We start from the raw sequence: 25,019 nt of genomic DNA, 5'->3' as shown, positions 1-25,019 counted from the left end.
TTGACACTGCGGGTGGGGATAAGGCATCGACCGCAGCGGTCCGGAGCAGGAGCAGGCGGGCAGGAGCCAGCCTGGGCATGGGGGACCGCCGAGCAGGCGGTCCGCGCCACTCCACGTACAGCGAGTGAGCCTACGAGCTGAGGGATACCGCCCGTAATGCACCATCCTTGCACATTGGCGCACGATCGTTGCGCGGATCTGCCCGCAATGGTCCTTTGTTGCGCGGGGACGATCGATCACTGCGCGACCCCCTCCGGACGAGTTTCTTGACACTTCGTCAGATCTGCCGCAGCGTGCCGCCATGGATCTGGACGTGCTCTACGAGATAGACGTGCCGCGGCCCTGGCCCGGCGCCCATCCGCACGGGCAGCGGGCCGCCGAGCAGCGCGCCTACCGGGAGGCGGTGGAGCAGATCCGGCTCGCCGACCGGATGGGCTTCCGCACGGTCTGGGCCGTGGAGCACCACTTCCGCGAAGGCCGCTCGCACTGCCCGGCCCCCGAGGTGCTCCTGGGGCACCTGGCGGGGCTCACCGAGCGGATCCGGCTCGGCTTCGGCGTGACGCTGACCCCCTTCGGCTTCACCCCGCCGCAGCGCATCGCGGAGAAGGTGGCCACGGTGGACCTGCTGTCCGGGGGCCGCGTGGAGTGGGGCACCGGCCGCTCCACGCCCATGGAGCAGGCGGCCTTCGGGGTGGACCGGGAGAGGTCCCGGGACGACTGGCGCGAGGCGATCGGGATCGTGACCGGAATGTGGCGCGAGGAGTACTTCGCGTACGAGTCCGAGCGCTTCCGCTTCCCGCGCCGGATGGTCACCCCCAAGCCCGTGCAGGACCCCCACCCGCCCGCCTGGATGGCGGCGACCTCCCCCGGCTCGGCGGAGGTCGCGGGGGCCCACGGGCTGGGGCTGCTCTCGTTCTCGATCATGCAGCCGCTGGAGGCCATGGCCCGGCAGGTGGCCGCGTACCGGGAGGCCGCCCGGACCCCGCGGCCGCTCACCGACGTCACCACGAACCGGGTCAGCGCCTACACCCTGGTCCACGCGACGCCGCCGCACGCGCAGCCGGGCCCCCGCGTGTGGGACTCCGTGGCCTGGTGGTACTCCAACCTCGCGCGGTTCACCCTCGACTGGGAACTGCCACACCTGGACGAGCGGGAGCGCGAGCGGGCCTTCCCGCTGCTCGGCCCGATCCTCGGGGGGAACGTGCCGGTACGGGAGTTCGACGAGGGGGACATGATCCTGATCGGGGACGCGGAAACGATCGTCGCCAAGGCCCGGCGGTACGCGGACCTCGGCGTGGACCAGCTGATCTGCTACGTCCAGTGGGGGTACCTGGAGCACCGGGAGATCCTGCGGACCATCGAGATCCTCGGGAAGGAAGTCATCCCGGAGCTGGCCCGCTACCGGCCCCGGACGACCCCGGCATGACGGGCGCGACCCCGGCCGACGCCACCCCGGCCGACGCCACCTCCGCGGGCCGGGCCGACGGCACCGACGGCACCTCGGAAGGCCGGACCGACGGCACCTCGGACGGCCGGACCGACGGTACCGACGGCACCGACGGTACCGACGGCACCAGGCGGACCGGCACCACCGGCGGCACCCGCGAGCCCCCCGACACCTCCCCCGTCCCCGACTACGCCGCCCTGCACCGCCTCGACGGCCGACGCCTCGTGCTGCTCGGCGCGGGCAACGGCATCGGCCGGCAGACCGCCCACGCCCTGGCCGCCGGCGGCGCCCGGCTGCTGTGCGTGGACGTGGACGCGGAGCGCGCACGGGCGGTGGCCGCCGAGACCGGGAGCCTGCCGTACGCCGCCGACGTCACCCGCCGCGAGGCGGTGCGCACCCTCTTCGCCGAGGCGCCCGGGCTGCTCGGCGGTCCGGTCGGCGGGGTGGTCGACATCGTGGGCATGGCCCGGTACGCGGCCCTGCCCGACCTGGACGACGCGGGCTGGGCCTGGCACTTCGACCTGGTGCCGCGGCACGCCTGGCTGGCCGTCCAGTACGGCGGCGGGGCCGTGGCCGCCGCCGGGGGCGGCCCGCTGGTCTTCGTCGCCTCCGTCTCCGGGCTGACCGCCGCCCCGCTGCACGCCGCGTACGGGGCCGCGAAGGCCGGGCTGATGTCATTGGTGCGCTCCGCGGCGATCGAACTGGGCCCGCGCGGGGTACGCGTGAACGCGGTGGCCCCGGGTGTGGTGTGGACGCCGCGGGTCGCCTCCCTCCTCGGTCCCGAGGGGCGGCGGCGCAACGCGGAGAACTCCCCGCTGGGCCGGGTCGCCGAGACCGCGGACATCGCGGCCGCCCTGTACTTCCTCGCCTCGCCGCTGTCCTCGTACGTGACGGGGCAGACGCTGGTGGTCGACGGCGGGGTAGGCGTGAAGTTCCCCTACCCGACGATCGGAGGCGCCGAGTGAGCGTGGTGATCCCGCTGTACGCGGACGAGCGGTGGCTGGACCCCGGACCCTTCCTGCGGGGTGTCGCCTGGCTGGACGAGGGCCGGCCGGTGCGCGCCGACCCGGCGGACACCATGCGGCTGCCCTGGGACACCGGCGAGCGGGCCACCCTGCCCATAGGCGTGCGGCTGGAGTTCACCACCGAGTCGGCGCACGCGGTGGAGATCCGCTACCGGGCGACCGTGCCCGGCCCCACCGACGCGCTGCGCGACCTCGCGCACGGGTTCGCCCTGTGGAACCGGCACGGGATGCTCACCGAGGTCTTCACCGAGCCCGCCCCGGAAGCCGTCGTACGCATCGAGATCCCCCGGCAGCGCGGTCCGTTCACCGTCCACCCGCCCGAGGCCCAGTCCCCGACGATCCTCGGCGTGCGCGGGATCGGCGGCCCCGTGACCCCCGCCCCGACGGCACCGCGCTGGGTGGTGCACGGCGACTCCATCACCGAGGGCTGGTGGTCCACCCGGCCCGCCCACGGCTGGCCCGCGGTCGCCGGGCGGGCGCTGGGCTGGGACACCGTCAACATCGGCTACGCGGGAGCCGCCCGCGGGGAACTCGCCACCGCCGAACAGCTCGCCGGACTCCCCGCCGATGTCCTCACGCTCGCCTTCGGCACCAACTGCTGGTCCCGCGTGCCCTTTTCCGCGCCGATGCTCTACGAGACCACGCGCGCGTTCCTCGACTTGATCCGGCAGGGGCATCCGCACACCCCCCTGCTGCTCCTGTCCCCGGTGCTGCGACCGGACGCCGAGCGCACCCCGAACCGGCTCGGCGCCACCCTGGGCGCCCTGCGCGACGCCATGGAGCGCGCCACCCGCGACCGGATCGCCGCCGGGGACGGCCGGCTGGCCCTGCTGCCGGGCCGTGACCTGCTGGGACCGGAGCACCTGGCCGACGGACTGCACCCCGACGACAAGGGGCACCAGGTTCTCGGCCTCGCTGTGGTCACGGCCCTGCGCCGGGCCGGGTTCGACGCGGGGTAGGTGAAAGACGACACACCGCCCGGGCTGAACAGAGAGCTCCCCCCACGACGTGTCCTGCACAAGTTGCCGACGCTCCGGCGACGGACCGGCAGACACCACACGTGGGAGAGATCAAGATGGGCATCAAGCGCGGAACCACCCTGGCCGCCGTGGCAGTTGCCGTCGTCCTTACGGCGACGGCCTGTGGCGGGACCGACAAGGCGGCCGGCAACACCCAGCCGGCCGGCGCCGCCTCCCAGGCTCCCGCGGCGGACTCCTACGGCGCCGACCCGGCGGCCTCCGCCGCGGACCCCGCGAGCGCCGCCGGCGCCAAGCCCGCCGGGCAGCTGGCGATCGCCTCCAACGAGCAGCTCGGCTCGGTGCTCACCGACAGCGCCGGTTTCACCCTGTACCGCTTCGACAAGGACACCGCCAAGCCGCCGAAGTCGAACTGCGACGGGGACTGCGCGAAGACCTGGCCCGTGGTCGCCGCGGGCGACGCGACGGCCGCCGCGGGCATGGACGCGTCGCTGCTGGGCGAGGTGGTCCGGACCGACGGCAGCAAGCAGCTGACGGTGGCGGGCTGGCCGGTGTACCGCTTCAGCAAGGACACCAAGGCGGGCGACACCAAGGGGCAGGGCGTCGGCGGCACCTGGTTCGCGGCCGCGCCGGACGGCAAGAAGGCCGCGAAGGCGGCTCCCGCCCCCGCCCCCGCCGGTGCGGGCGAGGCCTCGGGCGCGCTGACCGTGGCGAAGGACCCCAAGCTCGGCGAGCACATCGTCGACGGCAACGGCATGACGGTCTACCGCTTCAAGCCGGACACCGCGTGGCCCATGGTCTCCAAGTGCGAGGGCGACTGCGTGGCCAAGTGGCCGGTCGTCCCCCCGGTGGACAAGGCCAACGCCAAGGGCATCATCGAAAAGAACTACCTGGTCCTGGACCGCCCCGACGGCAAGAAGCAGCAGACGGTGAACTGCTGGCCCGTCTACACCTTCACCGGCGACAAGAAGGCGGGCGACACCAACGGCCAGGGCGTCGGCGGCACCTGGTACGCCGTGGCCCCCGACGGCAAGCTCATCACCGTCCAGTAGGCCCCTCCCGGAAGCCATCACGAACGCGCGGCCCCTGCCTCCCTCCCCCCGGGCAGGGGCCGCGCCCCATGTCCACGCCCCTTGTCCACGCCCCGTTCCCCGTGGGCGAGGCGGAACCTAGACTCGGCCCCATGCTGCGCGTACTGGCCGTCGACGACGAGAAGCCCCTGCTCGAGGAACTCCTCTACCTGCTGCGTTCCGACCCGCGGGTGCGCAGTGCCGAAGGCGCCTCGGACGCCACCGAGGCCCTGCGCCGGATCACCCGGGCGCTGGAGACCGGGCCGGACGGCGCCGACGGCATCGACGTGGTCTTCCTCGACATCCACATGGCCGGGCTGACCGGGCTGGACATCGCCCGGCTGCTGGCCGGGTTCGCGCGGCCCCCGCTGATCGTGTTCGTCACCGCCCACGAGGGTTTCGCCGTGCAGGCCTTCGACCTCAAAGCGGTGGACTACGTACTCAAGCCCGTGCGCCCGGAGCGGCTGGCCGAGGCCGTCCGCCGGGCCAGCGCGCAGCTCGGCCGGGTGGAGGAGCCCCCGGCGGCGGAACTCCCGGCCTCCGCCGCGGCGGTCCGGGCTCCGGCTCCGGCCGCCGCGACCGTGCCCGTACAGCGCCGGCCGGCCACCGGGGTCACCGTCGCCGAGCGCAGCCCGGACCAGATCGCCGTCGAACTGGGCGGGGTCACCCGGTTCGTGGCGATCGCGGACATCGCGTACGTCGAGGCCCAGGGCGACTACGCCCGGCTCCACACGGACGAGGGCAGCCACCTGGTGCGGATCCCGCTGTCCACGCTGGAGGAGCGCTGGGCGGCGCGCGGGTTCGTCCGGATCCACCGCCGGCACCTGGTGGCGCTGGGCCGCATCGACGAGCTGCGCCTGGACGCGGGCACGACGAGTGTCCGGGTCGGTTCGGCGGAACTCCAGGTCAGCCGCCGCCACGCGCGCGAGCTCCGCGATCTGCTGATGCGCCAGGCCACCGGCTGACACCCGGGACCGCTCACCGCCCGTCGCGGCCGTTCGTCGCTCCGGGACGGGCGTACGGCGATCCGTCGGGCCCTTCGGCCGCAGCGGTGGCCGCGGCGGCTTCCGCGCCGTCCACCCGCGCGTATCGTGGATCTTCCGGCGTGGGAGGAGCAACGGTTGTCCGAGATCCAGGCGCTGCTGGACGCGCTGACCGGACTGCCCCGGACCCGGCCCGCCGGTCCCGCCGAGGCCGAGGCCCTGCTGGCCCGGCTGCGCAGCGCGGCCGCCCGCTGGGCCGATGTGCTGTACGAGGCCCAGGACGGCGCCCGCCAGCAGCTGCCGCCCCGCGCCGAGGCGGCCCTGACGCTGGCCTTCCGGCGCGCGGAGCAGTCGTACGTGGAGCTGGAGATCGCGCTGCGCGACTGCGCGGAGCACCGCGACCCGGCGGTGTGATCCCGCGGTGTGACCCTGTGGTGTGACCCGGCGGTGTGACCCGGCGGGCGGCTGCCCGCCGGGGCCGCCGGGCCCGCCGGGCGGCCCGTACCCGTCAGGGACGTGCCGGAACGCGCCTGTTGCCCGGTGCGCGGCGGTGCATAGACTCCGGGAATCCCCTCCCCTGTCGAAGGACCGCCCGGTGAACCAGACGTACGCGCTGACCGCGGTCACCGTCGTCGTCCTGGTCACGGTGCTGGTCGGCGCGCTCGGCCTGCGGATATCCCGGACCACCTCCGACTTCTACGTCGCCTCGCGCACCGTGGGCCCCCGGCTCAACGCGGCCGCCATCAGCGGGGAGTACCTCTCCGCCGCCTCCTTCCTCGGCATCGCGGGGCTGGTGCTGCTCCAGGGGCCGGAGATGCTCTGGTACCCGGTCGGCTACACCGCCGGCTACCTCGTACTGCTGGTCCTGGTGGCGGCCCCGCTGCGGCGCTCCGGCGCGTACACACTGCCCGACTTCGCGGAGGCCCGGCTGGAGTCGCAGGCCGTGCGCCGGATCGCGGTGCTGTTCGTGGTGGGCGTCGGCTGGCTGTACCTGCTGCCCCAGTTGCAGGGGGCGGGGCTGACCCTGGCCATCCTGACCGGGGCGCCGGCCTGGGTCGGCGGGCTGGTGGTGGCCACCGTGGTGACGGCGGCCGTGGGAGCCGGCGGGATGCGCAGCATCACCTTCGTGCAGGCCTTCCAGTACTGGCTCAAATTCACCGCTCTGCTCGTCCCCGCCTTCTTCCTGATCGCCGCGTGGGCCGGGGACGGGGCCCCGCGCGCCACCTTCGACGCCCCGGCGGTCTTCCGCGAGCACACCGCCGTCACGGTGGGCGAGGACCTGCGGATCTCGCTGGAGGAGCCGCTCACGCTGACGGTGACCGGGCAGGTGGACGGGCACGCGTTCGAGGCCGAGGCGTTGACGCTGGGCGCCGGGCAGCACTCGGTACGGGCCCGCACCCTGCTGGAGTTCGCCCCGGACAGCGCCGTGCCCGACGCCCGGGCGGAGTCCGGGCTGGGGATGTCCAGCTGGTCGGCCTCACTGTCCGGGGACCGGCCCGGGCAGCAGCTGTACGCCACGTACGGGCTGATCCTGGCCACTTTCCTCGGCACGATGGGCCTGCCGCACGTCGCGGTGCGCTTCTACACGAGCCCGGACGGGCGGACCGCGCGGCGCACCACGCTGGTGGTGCTGGGGCTGGTCGGGGTCTTCTACCTGCTGCCCCCGGTGTACGGGGCGCTGGGCCGGATCTACGCACCGGGACTGGCCCTGACCGGCGACGCGGACGCGGCGGTGCTGGTGCTGCCGGAGCGGATGCTGGGCGGGCTGCTCGGTGAGCTGCTGGGGGCGCTGCTGGCCGGGGGCGCCTTCGCGGCGTTCCTGTCGACGGCCTCGGGGCTGACCATGGCGGTGGCCGGGGTGCTGCACCAGGACGTGCTGCCGAAGCGCGGGGTGCGCAGTTTCCGCCTCTCGGTGGTGGTGGCGATGCTGGTGCCGCTGGCGGGCGCGGTGGCGGCGACCGCGGTGCCCGTGGCGGACGCGGTGGGGCTGGCCTTCGCGGTCTCGGCCTCCTCCTTCGGCCCGCTGCTGGTGCTGGGCATCTGGTGGCGCGGGCTGACCCCGCCGGGTGCGGTGGCGGGGCTGGTCACGGGTGGCGGAGCCGCGCTCAGCGCGGTGCTGGCGACCCGGTCCGGGACGGTCGCGCCGGGCTGGACGCACACCCTGCTGGCCTGGCCGGCGGTGTGGTCGGTGCCGCTGGGGTTCCTGACGATGGCGGGGGTGTCGCTGGGCACCCGGTCCCGGATCCCGGCGGGGGCCGCGGCGACGCTGGCGCGGCTGCACCTGCCGGAGGACGTGGCCGGCGACCGGGCGGGGGGTGCGCGGTGGACGGGGCGGTGACCGGGGCGGTGCTCGCGGTGCTGGCGGTGGCGGGAGCGGCCCTGCTGCTGGGGACCGGCTGGGCGGCCGGGCGGTGGCAGGCCCGGCGCGGGGAGCGGTCCGCCGGGCTGGACCTGGGCACCCCGGTGGAGCGGGCCACCTTCCACACCCTGCACACCGCTTCGCTGGCCGCTCCCCCGCTGCGGGCCGGGCTCACCGAGGACGCCGCCCGCAAGGCGGCGAGGCGGCTGCGGTCGCTGCTGGGCACGGAGGCACTGTGCCTCACCGACCGGGAGGCGGTGCTGGCCTGGGACGGGCCGGGCGCCGATCACCACCAGCGGCGGGCGATGGCCCGGGTGGCGGTGATGCTGGAGTCGGGGCGGAGCATCAGCCTGCGCACCGGCTGCCAGCGGCCCGACTGCCCGCTGAAGTGGGCGGTGTTCGCGCCGCTCACCGGTGAGGACGGGATGCTCGGCGCGCTCGTGGCGTACGGCTCGCGGGAGTCGGCCGTGCTGGTGCGGGCCGCGACCGAGGTGGCGCGCTGGGTGTCCGTGCAGCTGGAGCTGTCCGAGCTGGACCGGTCCCGGACACGGCTGATGGAGGCGGAGATCAAGGCGCTGCGCGCGCAGATCTCCCCGCACTTCATCTTCAACTCCCTCGCTGCGATCGCCTCGTTCGTGAGGACCGATCCGGAGCGGGCGCGGGATCTGCTGCTGGAGTTCGCGGACTTCACCCGCTACTCCTTCCGCCGGCACGGCGAGTTCACCACGCTGGCGGAGGAGCTGCGTTCCATCGAGCAGTATCTGGCGCTGGCCGGGGCCCGGTTCGGGGACCGGCTGAAGGTGACCCTCCAGGTGGCGCCGGAGGTGCTGCCGGTGGCGCTGCCGTTCTTGTGCCTGCAGCCGCTGGTGGAGAACGCGGTCAAGCACGGCCTGGAGGACTCCACGCGGGAGTGCCGGATCACCATCGCCGCACGGGACGCGGGCTCGGAGGCGGTGCTGACCATCGAGGACAACGGGGTGGGGATGGATCCGGCCCTGCTGCGCCGGATCCTGGCCGGGGAGCGGCCCGGGTCCTCCTCGGGCATCGGACTGCCGAACGTGGACGAGCGCATGCGGCAGGTGTACGGGGACGACTACGGGCTCGTCATCGAAACGGGGCTGGGCGCGGGGATGAAGATCACCGTACGGATTCCCAAGTACCGGGCAGGAGTGCATACTTCGGGCCCCGGAGATCGGCTTCCCCGGCCCTGACCCGGCCGCGGCGTGGCATCCTGCGGGAGGCGCGGCATGACCGGAGGGACCGCCGAGGTGCGGGTCGGGCGAGAGCAGCAGCGTGACGAGTTGCGGAACTGGGTGCGCGGAGCGGCCCAGGGCGGCGGTGGCCGCCTGATCGTGGAGGGCGAACCCGGCGCGGGCCGGACGGCCTTCGTCCGGGAGGCGCTGGCCGAGGCGGCCGCGCTGGGCTGGCGCGTGCGGTACGGGGCCGCCGAGGAGCTGGCGGCGGGGCTGCCGCTGCGGGCGGCCCTGGACTGTGTGCACCCGGACGGTACGGACGGCGCGGCCAGGGCCGCGGTGATCGCCCTGCTGCGGGAGGCCGAGGACGCGCGGCGGCCCGGCGGGGCGCTGCTGGCGGCGATGGACCTGCTGGTGGCCGGGGTCCTGGGGTGGTGCGCCGAGGGGCCGTTGCTGCTGGTGCTGGACGATCTGCACTGGGCGGATCCCGCCAGCCTGCTCGTGTGGGAGCGGCTGGGCCGGGCGGCGGGAAGGCTGCCGCTGCTGCTGGCCGGGACCCGGCGGGCGCTGCCGCGGCGGCCCGAGGTGGAGCGGCTCGGCGCGGGGCCGGGCGGGCTGGTGGTCCGGCTGGAGCCGCTGACGTCCGCGGAGTCCGCGGACCTGGTGCGGGGGCTGCTGGGGGCGCCGGCGGGGCCGCTGCTGCGCGAGGCTGCGGAGCGGGCGGGCGGCAACCCGCGGCTGCTGCGGGAGCTCGTCGGCCAGTGGTCGCGGGCCATCCGGATCGAGGCCGGCATCGCCGAACTGGGTCTGGCTCCACGCGACTTGCCGCCGCCACCCGCCTCCGTGACCCGGGGGCTGGACTGCCTGTCCCGGGCGGCCTGTGCCACCCTCCGCCACGCGGCGCTGCTGGGTCCGTCCTTCACGGTGCGCGAGCTGGCCGTCGTACAGGACAAGCCGGTGCGGGAGCTGCTCGGGGAACTGGAGGAGCCTTTGCTGGCGGGGCTGCTGGAGGACACCGGCGAGCAGCTGCGCTTCCGCCACCCGGTGCTCCGCGAGGCCCTGTACCGGGACACGCCCGGCTCCGTCCGCCGGACCCTGCACCAGGAGGCCGCCCGGGCCTTCGCCGGGGCGGGGCTGGACCCGGCCCGCACCGCCGAGCAACTGCTGGGGGCCGGTGCGCCGGACGCGTGGGGGGTGCGCTGGCTGGCCGAGTCGGCGCAGACGCTGATCTCGGTGGCCCCGGGGCCGGCTGCCGAGCTGCTGGAACGGGCGGTCGCGCAGGGCCAGAGCGAGGGCGCGGCGGGGCCGGGCGCGCCGCCGGCGCCGGACGCCCTGGAGGAGAGCCTGGCGGACGCGGCGCTGATGCTGCGCCGGCCGGAGTCGGTGCGCATGCTGGACACCCTGCGCGAGCGGGCGACGGATCCGGACCGGCGGGCGGCGCTGGCCTTCAAGCTGGTGTCGGCCCTGATGATCCAGGGGGACATGGAACGCTCACTGGCGGTCACGGAGGAGGCGCTGGCGGAGGCCTTCGGGTCGGCGGCCTACCGGCTGCGCCTGGAGGCCTGCCGGGTGCTGGCGCTGGCGGATCTGCGCCGTCCGGCGCAGGCGTACGAGCTGGCCGGGCCGGTGGTGGAGCAGGCCGAGCGGCTGGGCGACCCGCTGTGCGGGGCGGAGGCGCAGCACGCGGTGGCCTTCGCGCTGTTCCACCTCAACCGGGGCCGGGAGTCGCTGCTCCACGTGGCGCAGGGCATCGCGTACGCCCGGCGCAGTCCGGCGGCGAACGACATGCGGCTGCTGCTGCTCGCCAACCAGGCGGAGGGCCACATGCGGTTCGACGAGCCGGAGATCGTCGCGCGGGCGCTCGAGGAGGCACGGGAGCTGGCGGTCCGGATCCGTTCCACGGGCCGGCTGGTGGTGACCGAGGCCCGGCTGGCGGAGTTCCACTACCGGCTCGGGGACTGGGACGCGGCCCTGGCCGGGGCGGCCCGCGCGGACGGCCTGCCGGTGTCGGACGGCTGGCTGCCGGTGGTGGTGCACGGGCTGCGGGCGCTGGTGCTGGGCCACCGGGACGAGCGGGGGGCGGCGGAGCGGGAGCTGGCGGCGCTGCCCGCGGACGCCTTCGGCAGCCCGGCGGCCCGGCGGTACGGCTCGCACGTGCTGCTGGCCCGGGCGTTGCTGGCGGAGCGGGACGGGCGGCCGGCCGACGCGCTGCGCGCGCTGCTGCCCGCGCTGGCGGACACGGCGGAGGAGGCGGCGGTGTACGACCGGCCGTGGGTGCTGTCGGAGACGGTCCGCCTCGCGCTGGAGAGCGGGGACACGGCGACGGCCCGGGCGGCGGTGGCGGCCTGCGCGCGCATGGCGGCGGCCCTGCCGGAGTATCCGGGGCCGGCGCTGGCGCTGCTGCGCGGCCGGGGGCTGTTCGCGCAGGATCCGGAGCTGCTGGCGCGGACGGTGGTGCGGGCGGAGCGGGCCGGGTGGCCGCTGGTGCTGGGGCACACGCTGGAGGACCTGGCGGTGGCCCGGGCCTGGCGCGGTGACCTCGCGGGGGCCCGGGCGGCGCTGACCCGAGCGGTGGCCTCGTACGAGGACCTGGGCGCCCGGTGGGACATCGCGCGGGCCGACGCCCGGCTGCGGAGCCTGGGCGTGCGCCGGGGCAGCCGGGCGGCGCGGCGGCGGCCGTCCAACGGGTGGGAGGCGCTGACCCCGGCCGAGCACAGGATCGCGCTGCTGGTCGCGCAGGGCCGGACCAACCCGGAGATCGCCGAGGCCCTCTTCCTCTCCCCCAGGACCGTGCAGACGCACGTCTCGCACATCCTCGCCAAGCTGCAGGTCCGCTCCCGGGCGGCGGTGGCGGCTCAGGCCGCCGCGCGGCCGTAGCCGGGCAGCAGGGCGCGCAGGGCCCGCAGGGCGTAGTAGGTCCGGGACTTCACGGTCCCCGGCGGCACGCCCAGCGCCTCGGCGGCCTCGACGACGGACGCCCCGCGGAAGTAGATCTGGTCGAGGACGGCGCGGTGTTCGGGGCTGAGTAATCGCAGTGCCTCGCGGAGGTCGAGGGCGGCGACGGCCTGTTCAGTGCGGTCGTCGGCGGCGGGGGACTGCTCCAGGGCGTCCGGGCCGACCTCGGAGGGCCGCACCAGCCGTGCCCGGCGGGCGTCGATGGCGAGCCGGCGCCCTACGGTGTACAGCCAGGGCCGTATGGAGGCGTGGTCGTGGCTCTCCAGGGCCTCGGGGTGTTTCCAGGCCCGGAAGAGGGTCTCCTGCACGAGGTCCTCGGCGCGGTGGCGGTCGCCGAAGGTGAGGCTGAGGAGGAATCCGTACAGGGCCTTGCCGTGCTCGCGGTGGAGCTGCGCCAGGGCGTGGTCGTCGGTCCGGCGGGCGAGGGCGTGATCGTCGGTCGCCCGGCGGGCGAGAGCCTGGTCGTCGGCGGCGCGGCGCGCGAGGTGGGTGGTGGTCACCGGGGTCACCCCTTCCGGGTCGGATGACCTGAGCGTGACCGAATCGCCGCGCGGAGTTATCCGCCGCCTGACGTATCCCCCCGCGAGCGGCGCCCACCGGTCGAACGGCGCGCCGAACGGTCGAGCGGCGTCAGAGGCCGGCGCGGGCCGCGTCGAGGATGGCTCCGGCGCCCTGGTCCACGAGTTCGCCGGCCAGGGCGGCGCCGATCTTCTCGGGGGAGTCCGCGGGCCCGGTGAGGGTCCCCGCGACGCGTCGGCGGCCGTCGAGCGAGGTGACCTGGGCGTAGAGGGTCAGGGTGCCGTCGGGCAGGGTCCGGGCGTACGCGCCGACGGGCACGCTGCAGCCGCCGTGCAGCTCGGCGAGCAGGGAGCGTTCCGCGCGTACCTGCGCGTCGGCGTCGAGGTCGCCCGCCGTGGAGAGGATCTCGCGAAGCCCGGCGGACTCCTCCCGGACCTGGATGCCCAGCGCGCCCTGGCCCGGCGACGGCGGGAACTCCTCGACCGGCAGGAACTCCCCCACCGCGTCGGCGAGTCCGAGCCGGTGCAGTCCGGCGGCGGCGAGGACGACCGCGTCGAGTCCCTCGGTCTGGATCTTGCGGAGCCTCGGCGGGACGTTGCCGCGGATCGGCACCACGTCCAGGTCGGGCCGTACGGCGAGGAGCTGGGCCTTGCGCCGGGCGGATCCGGTGCCCACCCGGGCGCCCTGGCGCAGGCCCGCGAGCGTCGAGCCGCAGAGCGCGTCGCGCACGTCCTCGCGGCCGGGCGGGGGGAGCAGCATCAGGCCGGGCGGGTTCGCGGTGGGCAGGTCCTTCAGGGAGTGCACCACCACGTCCACGTCCCCGCGGACCAGGGCCGCTTCCTGCTCGCTGCTGAAGGCCGAGCCGCCGCTCACCGCGGACACGCTCGACAGGGGCGAGCGGCGGTCCCGGTCGCCCCCTTCGAGGATCGACCGGTGGGTGAAGGAGACGTGGGGGAACCGCTCGCGCAGCGGGGCGAGGAATTCGCGGACCTGGGTCATGGCCAGGTTGCTGGCGCGCGAGCCGACGAGATACGTGGTCACGGGAGGGCCTCTCGGATCCTGACGGGTTGTCACCAGGCTACGGGCGGCGGGGTCGTGGTCATGCAGACAGCGGGTCGGCAACGGATGCGGACGTGCCGGGTGGTCGCGGCCCGTCGCAGGGGGACGCGACGCCGGACACCGGACACACGCGTGGCCCCCGCCCCGTCCGGAAGGGACGGAGCGGGGGCCACGGAGAAGCGGAACTAGCTCCAGCTGGCGTGCAGCGGCTTGCCCTCGGCGTAGCCGGCGGCGGACTGGATGCCGACGACGGCCTTCTCCTCGAACTCCGCGAGGGAGCCGGCACCGGCGTAGGTGCAGGAGGAGCGGACACCGGCGATGATCGAGTCGATCAGGTCCTCGACGCCCGGGCGGGCCGGGTCGAGGAACATCCGCGAGGTGGAGATGCCCTCCTCGAACAGCGCCTTGCGGGCACGGTCGTAGGCCGACTCCTCCGAGGTGCGGTTGCGCACCGCGCGGGCGGACGCCATGCCGAAGGACTCCTTGTACAGGCGGCCGTCGGCGGACTGCTGGAGGTCGCCCGGGGACTCGTACGTACCGGCGAACCAGGAACCGATCATGACGTTCGAGGCGCCGGCGGCCAGCGCCATCGCCACGTCGCGCGGGTGGCGCACGCCGCCGTCGGCCCAGACGTGCTTGCCGTACTTCTTGGCCTCGGCCGCGCACTCCAGGACCGCGGAGAACTGCGGGCGGCCCACGCCGGTCATCATGCGGGTGGTGCACATGGCGCCGGGGCCCACACCGACCTTGATGATGTCGGCGCCGGCGTCGATGAGGTCCTTGACGCCCTCGGCGGCGACGATGTTGCCCGCGACGATCGGGACCTGCGGGTCCAGCGCGCGGACGGCCTTGATCGCGTTGATCATCGACTCCTGGTGGCCGTGGGCCGTGTCGATGACCAGCGTGTCGACGCCCGCGTCCAGCAGCTGCTTGGCCTTGGCGACGAAGTCGCCGTTGATGCCGACGGCGGCGGCGATGCGCAGCTTGCCGTCGGCGTCGGTGGCGGGGGTGTACAGGGTGGCGCGCAGCGCGCCCTTGCGGGTCAGGAGGCCGACGAGCCTGCCGTCCTTGTCGACGGCCGGGGCCAGCTTGCGGTGGCCGGCGTCGAGCTTGTTGAAGGCCTCGCGGGGGTCGATGTCGGCGTCGATGAGCAGCAGCTCCTTCGACATGACCTCGGAGAGCTGGGTGAAGCGGTCCACGCCGGTGAGGTCGTGGTCGGTGACGACGCCGACCGGGCGGTTGTCGGCGTCGACGACGACGCCGGCGCCATGGGCCCGCTTGGGCAGCAGGGACAGCGCGTCGGCGACGGTCTGGGTGGGCGCCAGGGTGATCGGGGTGTCGAGCACGAGGTGGCGGGTCTTCACCCAGGAGATGACGTCGGTGACGATCTCGATCGGGATGTCCTGCGGGATGACGACGATGCCGCCGCGGCGGGCGACGGTCTCGGCCATCCGGCGGCCCGCGATGGCGGTCATGTTCGCCACGACGAGCGGAATGGTGGTGCCGGTGCCGTCGGGCGAGGAGAGGTCGACGCCCTGGCGGGAACCGACCGCGGAGCGGCTCGGCACCATGAACACATCGTCGTACGTCAGGTCGTACGGCGGCTTCAGGTCATTGAGGAAACGCACGTGCTGAACATCCCAGTCGATCGGAGGTAACCCGGTCACCCTCAGCAAGGGCAGCCGAGGAAAACGCACGTACTTCATTCTCCCATGACCTGGCGTTCGCGCCGCCCGGGCCGATCGTCCAGGACATACCGGGCCCTGTGGTCTTTTCCTACGGGACCTTGGTCCCCGACCGGGCCGCCGGCGCCGCGGTCAGGACTGCCGGAGCTCCCGTCCGCCGGTGGACCGGGCCCCGGCGCTGGGCGAGCGGGAGCACCGATCCGCCGTGCCGGACCGCCGTGAACTCGGCGGCGATGGCCAGGGCCGTCTCCTCGGGGGTGCCCCCGCCGAGGTCCAGGCCGATCGGTGAGCGCAGCCGGGCCAGCGCGGCTTCGGGGACTCCCTCGTCCCGCAGCCGGGCGGCCCGCTCGGTGTGGGTGCGGCGGGACCCCATGGCCCCCACGTACCCCAGTGGCAGGCCGAGGGCCAGGGTGAGCAGCGGTACGTCGAACTTGGCGTCGTGGGTCAGGACGCAGACCGCCGTACGGGCGTCCAGGCGCCCCGCCTCCCATTCCGCGGCCAGGTGCCGGTGCGGCCAGTCGACGATCACCTCGTCGGCGTCCGGGAAACGGGCCGGCGTGGTGAAGACGGGCCGGGCGTCGCACACGGTGACCCGGTGGCCCAGGAAGGCCCCGATCCGTGCCAGGGCGGCCGCGAAGTCGATGGCCCCGTAGACGATCAGGCGGGGCGGTTCGGCGGCCGACTCGACCAGCAGCGTCAGCGGCTGCCCGCACAGCCCGCCCGCCGTGCCGAGTTCGGCGGTACCGGTGCGCCCGGCGAGCAGCAGGGCCCGTACCCGCCCGGCGGCGGCCTGGTCCAGGGCCGGGCTGCCGCCCAGGCAGCCCTCGTAGGAGCCGTCGGCGTGCACGGCCAGTGCCCGGCCGGACTGCTCGGGCGGGCCGGACACCACCCGGGCGAGGGCGGCCCGCGCCCCTCCCGCGGCGGCGTCCAGCACCGAGCCGAGCACGGGCCTTACGGGGTCCTGTCCGCGTACCGGGGTGACCAGCACGTCCAGGACTCCGCCGCAGGTCAGGCCTACCGCGAAGGCGTCGTCGTCGCTGTATCCGAAGCGGTGCAGGCCGCCCTCGCCGGAAGCGATCGCGTCGAGGCACAGCTCGTGCACGGCGGACTCCACGCAGCCCCCGGAGAGGGAGCCGAGTGCCGTGCCCCCGGAGTCGACGGCCAGCGAGGCGCCCGGCCCGCGCGGCGCGCTCCCGCTGACGGCGACCACGGTGGCCAGCGCGAACTCGCGCCGCTCGGCACACCACGCGCGTAGCTCCGAGGCGATGTCGAGCATCAGCGGATGTACTCGCGGCGCGCGGTCTGCCCGGGTACGAGCGGCCGCGGTGGCAGTACGGCGGGCGGCCGGGTGGCCGGGGGCCGCGCCATGCCCGGGTAGGGCAGGGCGCTCTGCGGGTCGGGGACCCGCCCGCCGGCGCAGCCGAGCAGCTGTGCGGCGTGGGCCACGCTCGCGAGGGTGGCGTGGTGGTGCCAGCCGCGGAAGGAGCGGCCCTCAAAGTCGCGGATGCCGACCGGTTCGCAGGTCTCGGTGAAGTCCAGGGTGACCCGGTCGGTGAGTTTGGCCAGCAGGAAGAGCTGGGCGAGCGGCCTGTCGCCGATGTTGGTGATCCAGAACTCGGAGGGCAGCATGGCGGCCTCGGTCCAGGCCCCCACGAGCAGCAGCGGGGTGGGGGGGGCGGGCAGCGGCCGGTCCTCGCTGGGGGTGGCGAGGATGGCGGCCGAGGTCAGCAGGGTCACCGCTCCCTCGGCGCGGCCGTGCCGGGTCCATTCGACGACGCGGCGCTGGGAGCGCAGCGAGTCGATGAGCTCGCGGGCGGGTGCGGTGTGCGGGCCGGGCTTGTGGCGGCCGGCGCCGCCGAAGGAGACCGGCAGCGAGCCGTCCACCTTGAAGACGAACGGGATGTCCTGGAGCGCGAAGGACTCGACGCAGTAAGGGAGTTCGGAGTTCGAGACCTCCATCACCACGGGGCGCCGCTGGAGTTGCCAGGTGGCGGCCATCCGCTGGACGGCGTGTACGGCGTCCTGCGCGGGGGTGAGCGAGCGCGCCGTGTCCGGGATGCCGGCCCGCCGGCGGCGCAGCAGTTCACTGGTCCAGGGCCCGGGGAGGGTGAGGGTCCATTCGACCGGGAAGCTGGCCTCGCTGGAGGCGAGCCAGATCCCGCTGGCCTGCTGGCAGTTGGCGGTGCGGCCGAGCTGTGGGACGAACTGCCGGCCGACGCCCACGGAGCGGTCGCCGGCCTTCTCTATGACCATCGGCTGCACCACCCAGGCCAGCGGGCGCTGGGCGGTGCGTTCGAGGTGCTGGGCGAGGGACCGGCGTACGGGGGTCCAGTCCCAGGGGGATTTGCTGATGAACTGCTGGAGGCTCTGTTCGACGGAACTGGCACCTGTTCCGGCGATGTTACGGATTGTTTTCTTCCCGGAGGTCCGCACCAGTCCGTTCAGATAAACGCGGGCCCAGTTTCGCTGGTCCCGCCGGGGTAATGACTCGAAGAAGAGCGAGATCAGGACATCGATCAAATCGGAGATTTCCTTCTTGGAATCCTCCGGCAGGACTACGCGAGCCATCTGGGCCTCCCCCGCGACCAGCTAGATCCAATACCCTACTTGACCGCGAAGAACGGCCGTAGGCCAAGGCGGCTACTTCCTGAGGTCGCTGGCAGATTCGAGCCGCTCTTCCTCTACCACGAGCGGGATGGGGATCTGGTTCGCCGCATAGTAGAGCGCGATCAGGAAGTGCGCTACGAGAGTGAGCGGTGCGGAGTAAAAGGACAGGAGTACGGTCAGGGGGTAGGCGATCGCACCCAGGCCGAAGCGCATCCGGGTCGCCCGCGCGCCGTCCCTGTCCACCTGTTCGTGGAAGAGGTGGCCGACCCGGGTGACGTACCACCAGAAGGCCAGGAATGCGAGGGCGTAGGCGACGGTGACCGAACTGTAGAGGATCGCGGCCGCGTTCGCCGAGCCCCCCTCCTCCACCAGATGCTCCGCCAGAACGGTGGTGGTGTAGGGAATCACCGATACCACCATCAGCACCAGGAGATTCAGGAACAACAGGGGTCGGTCGACCCTCTTGAGGTGACTGAAGATCGTGTGGTGGTTCACCCACATGACGCCGATGATGAGGAAGCTCACGACATAGGCGGCGTAATGCGGCCACTGTTCCCAGACGCCGTGCCAGAAGTCCGAGCCGGTTTCTTCCGGAACCTTTAGTTCCAGAACCAGAATCGTGATGACGATGGCGAATACGCCGTCACTGAATGCCTCGACCCGCCCGGTTTCGCGTTCCATGACCTCCCCTTTGCCATTCCTGTCGAACACGCGGAGAGGGCGCTGCCCGCGCCCTCCCCGCACACGCTACCCAGATATCGGGGCTCAGCCGCCGAATCCAGCGGTCTGGCGCCAGATTCGGCCATCGCGGACCACAAGTGTCCCGAACGCGTGCTCCGGTTCACCGTTGAGGTTCATGATCGCCCGGTAGAAGATGGTGTCGTCGGTCTCGATGTACTCCTGGAGCTCGACCAGGGTGGGCTTCACGGTGAGATAGCCGGTGAACGTCTCGCGAACGGCCTCGATGCCCACCGAGGCCCCCTCGAACCGCAGCAGCACCGCGTCGTCGGTGTAGTTCTTCATCACAGCCTCGATGTCCAGGGCGGCCAGCGCGTCCATCTGGCGGACGAAGACCGGGTGCAGCTTGGCGATGTCGTACTTGGCCATGTTCGACTCCATTCTCTCAACTGGTGGCGGGACTCGTGGAGTTGGGTCCGGCAACGGGGGCCGGCGGTACGGCGAGCGGGAGCCGGACGACCATCCGGGTCTCGCCGGGACGGGAGCGGGCCGTGATGGACCCGTGGTGGCGCTGGGTCACGATCCGGTAGCTGAGGTGCAGCCCCAGACCGGTGCCCTTGCCCACGTCCTTGGTGGTGTAGAACGGTTCGAAGATCCTCGGCAGGACGTCCTCGGGGATGCCCCGGCCGGTGTCGGTGATCTCCACGACCATGCAGACGCCCTCGGCCCGGGCGCGCAGCGTGAGCGTGCCGGCGCCCTCCATGGCCTCGGCGGCGTTGTCCACCAGGTTGGTCCACACCTGGTTCAACTCCCCCGGATAGCCCGTCAGTTCGGGCAGGTCGTCGTCGTACGCACGCACGATGGTGATACCGGTGAGCTTGGACCGCAGCACGACCAGCGTGTTCTCCAGTCCGCCGGTCACCGGGAAGCGCTGCTCGGGGGCCCGGTCGAGATTGGCGTAATCCCGGGTGGCGGCGACCAGTTGGGAGATGCGCGGGCCTGCCGCCCGCAGCTCGGCGGCCAGCGACCGGATCTCCAGCAGCGCCGCGAGGTGGTCCAGGGCCGCGGGCAGGGCGGACTCCCCCACCCCCTCCAGGCGCTCCAGCAGCCAGCCCAGCTCCAGTCCCAGGTCCGAGACCCCCGAGCCGAGCAGCCCGGACCGTTCGGCGCCGGCCTCCTCGGCCCAGTCGGCGATCTCCTCCTCGGCGTCCGCCTGGGCCAGCGGGTCGCTGGTCCCGGGCGGCGGCAGCTTGTCGAGCTCCTCGGCCAGCCGGTCCAGGACGGCGCGCTCCCCGCCCGAGGCGGCCGCGCCCCAGGTGTGGGCGGTCAGGGTCAGCCGCTCCAGGGCGGGCGCCAGCTCCTGCGCGGCCCGGGCCACGGCGGCGGCCGGGTTGTTCAGCTCGTGCGCGAGCCCCGCCGCGAGGGTGCCGAGCGCCTCCACGGTGGCCCTCTTGCGGGCCTGCACCTCGGAGGACTTGATCCGCCAGGCCAGCACGGGGATGAGTACCGCCGCCACCCCGTGGCAGCGGGTCAGCATCTCGAAGAACACCGCTTTCGGGTAGCCCACGACGGTGGTCGCCGGCCCGCTCGCGGCCGCGGTGGCCACGTACGAGCCGTCCGTGAGCAGCGGCAGCTCCCCGGTGAAGCGGTGTGCGGCGGACGGCTTGCCGTCGTGCTCCTCGGCGGCCGCGCTCTCCTCCTCGGTGGAGTGCCGGGTGAGCACCTCCTCCCGGCCGTCCACCACCTTGGTGACGACGAGCCCGCCGGCGAGCAGGACGTGGAAGCAGGTGGCCTGGTCTCCGTCCCGGAAGAGCACCTCCCCGTCGCCGAGGACCCGGGGTTCGGACACCGAGACCAGCCAGTCCAGCTGTTCCTCGGTGAGTCCTTCGAAGATCTCCAGCCCGTGCAGGGCCGGCCGCAGTTCCGCGGCGTCCGGCGTGCCGGCGTTCATGGCGTGCTCCCCTCGGCCCTGACGCGGGCGGACAGCCGCAGGGTCGCGATCAGGGCCAGCGCGCACACCCCGGCGACGGCGGCCATGAAGCCGACCGAGGTGCGGTGCAGTCCGTGGATGTTGGTCAGCATTCCGGCGAGCACCGCCGGGACGCTCATGGCGAGGTACGCGAAGACGTAGACGGCCGCGGTGAGTTCGCCGCGGTGCGCCGGGTCGGCGAGTGCGCTCAGCGCCCGGAAGGAGCCGAGGAAGGCGGCGCCCCAGCCACTGCCGAGGACGGCCGTGGCGACGAGGAACACGGGGGCCGAGCCGAGGCCCAGCGCGAGCAGTACCAGGGCGAGTCCCGCGAGCAGCCCGAGCAGTCCGAGTACGGCGGTGCGCAGCGCCTCGGTGCGGCCGAGCAGCAGCTGCGCGACCGTGGCGGCGCCCGCGAGGAGCGCCACGGTGGCCCCGCCGACCAGGTAGTTGGTGCTCTTGAGCAGGGAGAGCGCGAGGTGCGGGCCGAGCGAGAGGTAGAACCCGCCGACCGACCAGACGGCGACGATGGTCAGTACGAGGACGGCGAACCGGCCGCGTGCGGCGGCCGGCACCCGGATCCGGTGCGGGACCACCCTGAACCGTCCCCCGGCGCCGGGAGCGCTCTCTCGCATGCGGAAAACCCCCACCAGGGTGGCCGCGAAGGCCGCGACCAGCAGCAGGTAGCTCAGCACGGTCGGGGCGGGCGCGTACTGGACGAGCAGTCCCGCCCCGAGCCCGCCGAGCCCGATGCCCACGGTCGGACCCGCGCTGTTGACCTGCGCGCCGAGCGCGGGCCGCGAGCGCGGGGAGAGTTCCAGCAGGGCCGCGCCCATCGCCCCGGTGGCCAGGCCCACCGCCAGCCCCTGTACGGCGCGGGCGGCGAGCAGCAGCCCGAGCCCCTGGGCGGCGGCGAACAGGCCCATGGAGACGATCGCGAGGACCAGGCCGGCGCCGAGCACGGGCCGCCGCCCGAGGGTGTCGGACAGCGACCCGAAGAGCAGCAGACCGGCGAGCACGGTCACGGCGTAGAGCGCGAAGACCACCGTGACGGTGCCGGAGGACAGGTCCCACTTCTGCTGGTAGAGCACGTAGAGGGCGGAGGGGACGGACGAGGAGAGCATCAGCAGGACGAGCACCGCGCCCACCACCCAGAAGCCGGATGATCTGGGCGCACTGGCCGGCGGGCCGGTCGGGTGCACGATGTCCCCCGTGGTCGTCTTGGTCGGTTCGGCCACTGCGTCAACTCCCCCGTGGTGGGCGGTGATCAGGCGAGGGCCTGGGCCCTCGCCAGCGCGCGGGCGGTCAGCACCCCCGCGAGGTGGCCGAGGTACTCGGCCGAGGTGCCGCGCCCCGGGATGAACAGCTCCCGGGGTTCGGCGCGGAAGGCGGCGAGCACGGTGTCCGTGGTGTACGGGGCCGTGCGCAGCCGGTCCTCGACCCCGCGCAGGCGCAGGGCGCGGGCGGTGGCACCGGTGACCGCGATCCGCGGCCCGTCCGGGGTGATCCGTACGGCCGTGGCGCACAGCGGGTAGCGGGTGGCCCGGTCGGCGGTCTTCTCGAAGGCGGCGGCCGGCCCTCCCGGAGGCACCAGCAGGGCGGTGATCACCGCCCCGCCGGGCACCCCGGAGGCGGCGAGCTCCTCGGCCGGTACGGTGGACCGCCCGCCGGGGCCGGCCAGTTCGGCCACCGCCCCGGCGGCGATGGCCGCGACCGGCAGGTCGGTGGCGCGGCCCGTGGCGGCGAGGTTGCCTCCGGCGGTGCCGAGGTTGCGGACCTGGGGGTCGCCGTTGGCGCGGGCCGCGGCGGCGATCTCCGGGGCCTCGGCCAGCACCAGCGGGTGCGCGGCCAGTTCGGCGAGCGTGGTCAGGGCCCCGATCCGCAGCCCGTCGGCGGTGCGCCCGACGCCCCGGAGTTCCTCCAGGTGCCGTACGTCGACCAGCAGCCGGGCCCGGTCCGCGCCGGTGCGCAGGTCGGGCAGCAGGGTCTGGCCGCCGGCCAGCACCCGGGCGCCCGGGGCGCCGCCGAGCAGGGTCAGTGCCTCGTCGAGCCCGACGGGCCGTACGTAGTCGAATTCGGTGAGGATCACTGGGCTTCCCCTCTCAGGCGGCGCCAGACCTTCTCGGGGGTGACGGGCATGTCGATGTGCTGGACGCCCAGGTCGGACAGGGCGTCGACGACGGCGTTGACCACGGCGGCCGCGGGCGGGACGGTGGCGATCTCGCCGGCCCCCTTGGCGCCGAGCGGGTTGTGCGGGGAGGGGGTGGTGGTCTTGTCCAGGGCGAAGAACGGGGCGTCGACGGCGCGCGGCAGGGCGTAGTGGCCCAGGTCGGAGCTGACGAGCAGTCCGTTCTCGTCGTACACGGCGGCCTCCATCAGGGCCTGGCCGAGGCCGTGCACGATGCTGCCCTCGATCTGGCCGAGGACCACCTTCGGGTTGCCGATGTTCCCGGCGTCGTCGACGGCGGTGTAGGCCACCACCTCGGTCTCGCCGGTGAGTTCGTCGATCTCGACGACCGCGACGTGCGTTCCGAAGGGGTAGTTGAAGTCCGGCGGGTCGAAGTGCGTGGTCTCGTCGAGGGCGGGCTCGATCTCCGGGGGCAGGCCCCAGCCGTACCACATGGCCATCGCCAGTTCGGCGAAGGTCTTGGTGTTCTCCTCGTTGCCCTCTTCGTAGACCTTGCCCCCCTCGTAGACGACCTTCTCCTCCGGGACGCCGAGGAAGACCGCGCCGGCCTTGACCAGCTTGCTCTTGATCTTCCGCGCGGTGAGCGCGATGGCGGGCGCGGCCATGCTGTAGGAGCGCGAGCCGTAGGTTCCCTGGCCGTACGGGGCCTTGAGCGTGTCGCCCTCGTAGACCTGCACGGTGTCCGGGTCGATGCCGAGCTCGTCGGCGGCGACCTGGGCGAAGACGGTGCCGTGGCTCTGGCCCGTGGAGGCGGAGCCGACGGTGACGGTGACCTCGCCGGTCGGGTGGACGCGGATGTTCGCGCTCTCCCAGGTGCCGCCGAGCATGCCCTCCTTGGACATCCGGGTGGAGGGGCCGACGCCGCAGATGGCGACGTAGGAGGCGATGCCGACGCCGAGCCGCTTGCCGCGGGCGCGGGCCTCCGTCTTGCGGGCGGGCATGTCGGCGTAGCCCGACAGCTCGATGGCCCGGTCGAAGTTCAGCTGGTAGTCCCCGGAGTCGTAGGTCCAGCCGAGGCCGTTGTCGTACGGGAACTTCTCCTTCGGCACCAGGTTCTTGCGGCGGACGGCCGCCGGGTCCATGCCGATCTCGGAGGCGTACCGGTCGACGAGGCGTTCCATCAGGAAGGCGGCCTCGGCGCGGCCGCTGCCGCGCTGGGCGCCGAGCGAGACGGTGTTGGTGAAGGCGGCGTAGACCTCGCAGAAGGCCGCGTCGATGTCGTACATGCCGCTGATGGAGCGGCCCATCAGGGCGGTGGCGACACCGGGGCCGATGGTGGAGGGGTAGGCGCCGAGGTTGGCGTAGCTGGTGGCCCGGACGGCGGTGATCCGGCCGTCGCGGGTGCCGGCCAGGGTGACGTGCTGGCGGTGGTCGCGGCCCTGGACGGTGGAGTTCATCAGCCCGGTGCGGGTGTCGACCCACTTGACGGGGCGGCCGAGCGCCTTGGAGAGCAGCAGCACCAGCGCCATGTCGGGGTAGAGGTAGCCCTTGGTGCCGAAGCTGCCGCCGACGGTCGGGGCGATCACCCGGAGCTTGTTGAACGGGATGCCGAGGACCAGCGCGGAGAGCAGGAAGCGGTGGTTGTGCGGGCCCTGGGTGGAGGCGTAGAGGGTGTACTCGCCGGTGGCGGCGTTGTAGTCGCCGACCGCGCCCCGGGGCTCGATGGGGCTGTTGATGGTGCGCTGGTTGACCAGGTCGAGCTCCACGGTGACCTCGGCCTCGGCGATGGCCGCGTCGGTGCGGTCCTTGTCGCCGCAGGTCCAGTACGCGTTCAGGTTGCCGGGGACGGCCTCGTGCAGCTGGGGCGCGCCCTCCTTGAGGGCCTCGTCGGCCCGGGTGACCACGGGCAGCGGCTCGTACTCGACGGCGATGGCGGCCAGCGCGGCGGTGGCCTGGCGCGGGGTCTCGGCGACGACCACGGCGATCGGGTCGCCGACGTGCCGGACGGTGTCGCCGGTGAGCACCGGGCGGGCGCCGGGAAGTCCGTAGGGGTGGGGCGGGAAGTGGCTCTCGACCCCGCCGGGTATCCAGATGCAGGGCAGCGGCATCACGTCGGTGAAGTCGGCCGCGGTGGCCACCTTCAGTACGCCGGGCAGCTGCTCGGCCGCCTTGGTCTCGATGGAGAGGATCTTCGCGTGGGCCACCGGGCTGCCGAGGATGGCCATGTGGGCGGTGCCCGGCAGGTCGATGTCGCCCACGTACTTCGCCTCGCCGCGCAGCAGCTGCGGATCCTCGCGGCTGTCCAGCGGCTTGCCGAGTACGCCCTGCTCCTTGAGAGCGGTCTCCCCCGTCACTGCGGTCATCTCCC

20 protein-coding genes are annotated in these 25,019 nt (G+C 73.8%); 9 read left to right on the top strand and 11 right to left on the bottom strand.

Features of this window, described 5'->3' with window-relative positions:
- Positions 1-301: 301 nt before the first annotated feature.
- The 9 genes from ACZ4TG_RS35550 (at position 302) to ACZ4TG_RS35510 (ending at position 11,931) form a co-directional block, all read left to right on the top strand.
- Complete coding sequence (locus ACZ4TG_RS35550) at positions 302-1,426, top strand: LLM class flavin-dependent oxidoreductase (RefSeq protein WP_468171631.1); 1,125 nt, start codon at positions 302-304, stop codon at positions 1,424-1,426.
- Positions 1,423-2,412, top strand: coding sequence for an SDR family NAD(P)-dependent oxidoreductase (locus ACZ4TG_RS35545; RefSeq protein ID WP_468171628.1), 990 nt, complete (start codon positions 1,423-1,425; stop codon positions 2,410-2,412). Before ACZ4TG_RS35550 ends, ACZ4TG_RS35545 begins: the two co-directional genes overlap by 4 nt.
- Positions 2,409-3,431 carry a GDSL-type esterase/lipase family protein gene (locus tag ACZ4TG_RS35540; protein ID WP_468171625.1) on the top strand — a complete coding sequence of 341 codons (1,023 nt, stop codon included), beginning with the start codon at positions 2,409-2,411 and terminating at the stop codon, positions 3,429-3,431. Before ACZ4TG_RS35545 ends, ACZ4TG_RS35540 begins: the two co-directional genes overlap by 4 nt.
- Positions 3,432-3,547: 116 nt before the next feature.
- Positions 3,548-4,501: an SCO0930 family lipoprotein gene (locus tag ACZ4TG_RS35535; RefSeq protein WP_468171851.1), complete on the top strand. Its 954-nt coding sequence runs from the start codon at positions 3,548-3,550 to the stop codon at positions 4,499-4,501.
- 131 nt (positions 4,502-4,632) lie between these two features.
- Positions 4,633-5,484: a LytR/AlgR family response regulator transcription factor gene (locus ACZ4TG_RS35530; protein WP_468171622.1), complete on the top strand. Its 852-nt coding sequence runs from the start codon at positions 4,633-4,635 to the stop codon at positions 5,482-5,484.
- Positions 5,485-5,640: 156 nt separating this feature from the next.
- Positions 5,641-5,916: a hypothetical protein gene (locus ACZ4TG_RS35525; protein ID WP_468171619.1), complete on the top strand. Its 276-nt coding sequence runs from the start codon at positions 5,641-5,643 to the stop codon at positions 5,914-5,916.
- 181 nt (positions 5,917-6,097) lie between these two features.
- Positions 6,098-7,840, top strand: coding sequence for a sodium/solute symporter (locus tag ACZ4TG_RS35520; RefSeq protein WP_468171616.1), 1,743 nt, complete (start codon positions 6,098-6,100; stop codon positions 7,838-7,840).
- Positions 7,837-9,072, top strand: a complete 1,236-nt coding sequence (locus ACZ4TG_RS35515) for a histidine kinase (protein WP_468171848.1) — start codon at positions 7,837-7,839, stop codon at positions 9,070-9,072. Before ACZ4TG_RS35520 ends, ACZ4TG_RS35515 begins: the two co-directional genes overlap by 4 nt.
- A gap of 36 nt (positions 9,073-9,108) precedes the next feature.
- Complete coding sequence (locus ACZ4TG_RS35510) at positions 9,109-11,931, top strand: ATP-binding protein (protein WP_468171613.1); 2,823 nt, start codon at positions 9,109-9,111, stop codon at positions 11,929-11,931.
- Here the strand turns inward: ACZ4TG_RS35510 and ACZ4TG_RS35505 are convergent.
- The 11 genes from ACZ4TG_RS35505 to ACZ4TG_RS35455 all read right to left on the bottom strand — a co-directional run bounded on the left by ACZ4TG_RS35505 (position 11,910) and on the right by ACZ4TG_RS35455 (position 25,014).
- Positions 11,910-12,407 carry a sigma-70 family RNA polymerase sigma factor gene (locus tag ACZ4TG_RS35505; RefSeq protein ID WP_468171845.1) on the bottom strand — a complete coding sequence of 166 codons (498 nt, stop codon included), beginning with the start codon at positions 12,405-12,407 and terminating at the stop codon, positions 11,910-11,912. The genes ACZ4TG_RS35510 and ACZ4TG_RS35505 overlap by 22 nt on opposite strands.
- Before the next feature lie 232 nt (positions 12,408-12,639).
- Positions 12,640-13,569, bottom strand: coding sequence for a hydroxymethylbilane synthase (hemC, locus tag ACZ4TG_RS35500; protein WP_468171610.1), 930 nt, complete (start codon positions 13,567-13,569; stop codon positions 12,640-12,642).
- 203 nt (positions 13,570-13,772) lie between these two features.
- A complete protein-coding gene (locus ACZ4TG_RS35495; RefSeq protein ID WP_468171607.1) occupies positions 13,773-15,215 on the bottom strand; it encodes a GuaB1 family IMP dehydrogenase-related protein in 1,443 nt (480 codons plus the stop codon).
- A 148-nt stretch (positions 15,216-15,363) separates the two neighbouring features.
- On the bottom strand, positions 15,364-16,548 hold the full coding sequence (locus ACZ4TG_RS35490; protein ID WP_468171604.1) for an XdhC family protein: 1,185 nt from the start codon (positions 16,546-16,548) through the stop codon (positions 15,364-15,366).
- Positions 16,548-17,840 carry an IS701 family transposase gene (locus ACZ4TG_RS35485; RefSeq protein WP_468171601.1) on the bottom strand — a complete coding sequence of 431 codons (1,293 nt, stop codon included), beginning with the start codon at positions 17,838-17,840 and terminating at the stop codon, positions 16,548-16,550. Before ACZ4TG_RS35485 ends, ACZ4TG_RS35490 begins: the two co-directional genes overlap by 1 nt.
- 72 nt (positions 17,841-17,912) lie before the next feature.
- A complete protein-coding gene (locus ACZ4TG_RS35480) occupies positions 17,913-18,560 on the bottom strand; it encodes a TMEM175 family protein (protein WP_468171598.1) in 648 nt (215 codons plus the stop codon).
- An 84-nt stretch (positions 18,561-18,644) separates the two neighbouring features.
- Positions 18,645-18,986: a nuclear transport factor 2 family protein gene (locus tag ACZ4TG_RS35475; RefSeq protein WP_468171595.1), complete on the bottom strand. Its 342-nt coding sequence runs from the start codon at positions 18,984-18,986 to the stop codon at positions 18,645-18,647.
- Between the two features lie 16 nt (positions 18,987-19,002).
- Positions 19,003-20,508, bottom strand: a complete 1,506-nt coding sequence (locus ACZ4TG_RS35470) for an ATP-binding protein (protein WP_468171592.1) — start codon at positions 20,506-20,508, stop codon at positions 19,003-19,005.
- Entirely contained in the window at positions 20,505-21,761 is a 1,257-nt protein-coding gene (locus ACZ4TG_RS35465; RefSeq protein WP_468171590.1) for an MFS transporter, read from the bottom strand. The genes ACZ4TG_RS35470 and ACZ4TG_RS35465 overlap by 4 nt, the downstream gene beginning before the upstream one ends.
- A 29-nt stretch (positions 21,762-21,790) precedes the next feature.
- On the bottom strand, positions 21,791-22,612 hold the full coding sequence (locus ACZ4TG_RS35460) for an FAD binding domain-containing protein (RefSeq protein WP_468171587.1): 822 nt from the start codon (positions 22,610-22,612) through the stop codon (positions 21,791-21,793).
- Positions 22,609-25,014: a xanthine dehydrogenase family protein molybdopterin-binding subunit gene (locus tag ACZ4TG_RS35455; protein WP_468171584.1), complete on the bottom strand. Its 2,406-nt coding sequence runs from the start codon at positions 25,012-25,014 to the stop codon at positions 22,609-22,611. The genes ACZ4TG_RS35460 and ACZ4TG_RS35455 overlap by 4 nt, the downstream gene beginning before the upstream one ends.
- Between the last annotated feature and the right edge of the window lie 5 nt (positions 25,015-25,019).

The organism is Streptomyces sp. NPDC028314 (genome assembly GCF_055565795.1).
Note: the sequence above shows the minus strand (reverse complement) of the source record. Positions and strands in the feature narration are given on the sequence as shown.

Bases quoted from the DNA above. Each gene is read 5' to 3' on its own strand.
- ACZ4TG_RS35530 (WP_468171622.1), top strand. From the start codon at position 4,633: ATGCTGCGCGTACTGGCCGTCGACGACGAGAAGCCCCTGCTCGAGGAA.
- ACZ4TG_RS35455 (WP_468171584.1), bottom strand. From the start codon at position 25,014: ATGACCGCAGTGACGGGGGAGACCGCTCTCAAGGAGCAGGGCGTACTC.
- ACZ4TG_RS35545 (WP_468171628.1), top strand. From the start codon at position 1,423: ATGACGGGCGCGACCCCGGCCGACGCCACCCCGGCCGACGCCACCTCC.
- ACZ4TG_RS35470 (WP_468171592.1), bottom strand. From the start codon at position 20,508: ATGAACGCCGGCACGCCGGACGCCGCGGAACTGCGGCCGGCCCTGCAC.
- ACZ4TG_RS35550 (WP_468171631.1), top strand. From the start codon at position 302: ATGGATCTGGACGTGCTCTACGAGATAGACGTGCCGCGGCCCTGGCCC.
- ACZ4TG_RS35535 (WP_468171851.1), top strand. From the start codon at position 3,548: ATGGGCATCAAGCGCGGAACCACCCTGGCCGCCGTGGCAGTTGCCGTC.
- ACZ4TG_RS35510 (WP_468171613.1), top strand. From the start codon at position 9,109: ATGACCGGAGGGACCGCCGAGGTGCGGGTCGGGCGAGAGCAGCAGCGT.
- ACZ4TG_RS35480 (WP_468171598.1), bottom strand. From the start codon at position 18,560: ATGGAACGCGAAACCGGGCGGGTCGAGGCATTCAGTGACGGCGTATTC.
- ACZ4TG_RS35490 (WP_468171604.1), bottom strand. From the start codon at position 16,548: ATGCTCGACATCGCCTCGGAGCTACGCGCGTGGTGTGCCGAGCGGCGC.
- ACZ4TG_RS35475 (WP_468171595.1), bottom strand. From the start codon at position 18,986: ATGGCCAAGTACGACATCGCCAAGCTGCACCCGGTCTTCGTCCGCCAG.
- ACZ4TG_RS35485 (WP_468171601.1), bottom strand. From the start codon at position 17,840: ATGGCTCGCGTAGTCCTGCCGGAGGATTCCAAGAAGGAAATCTCCGAT.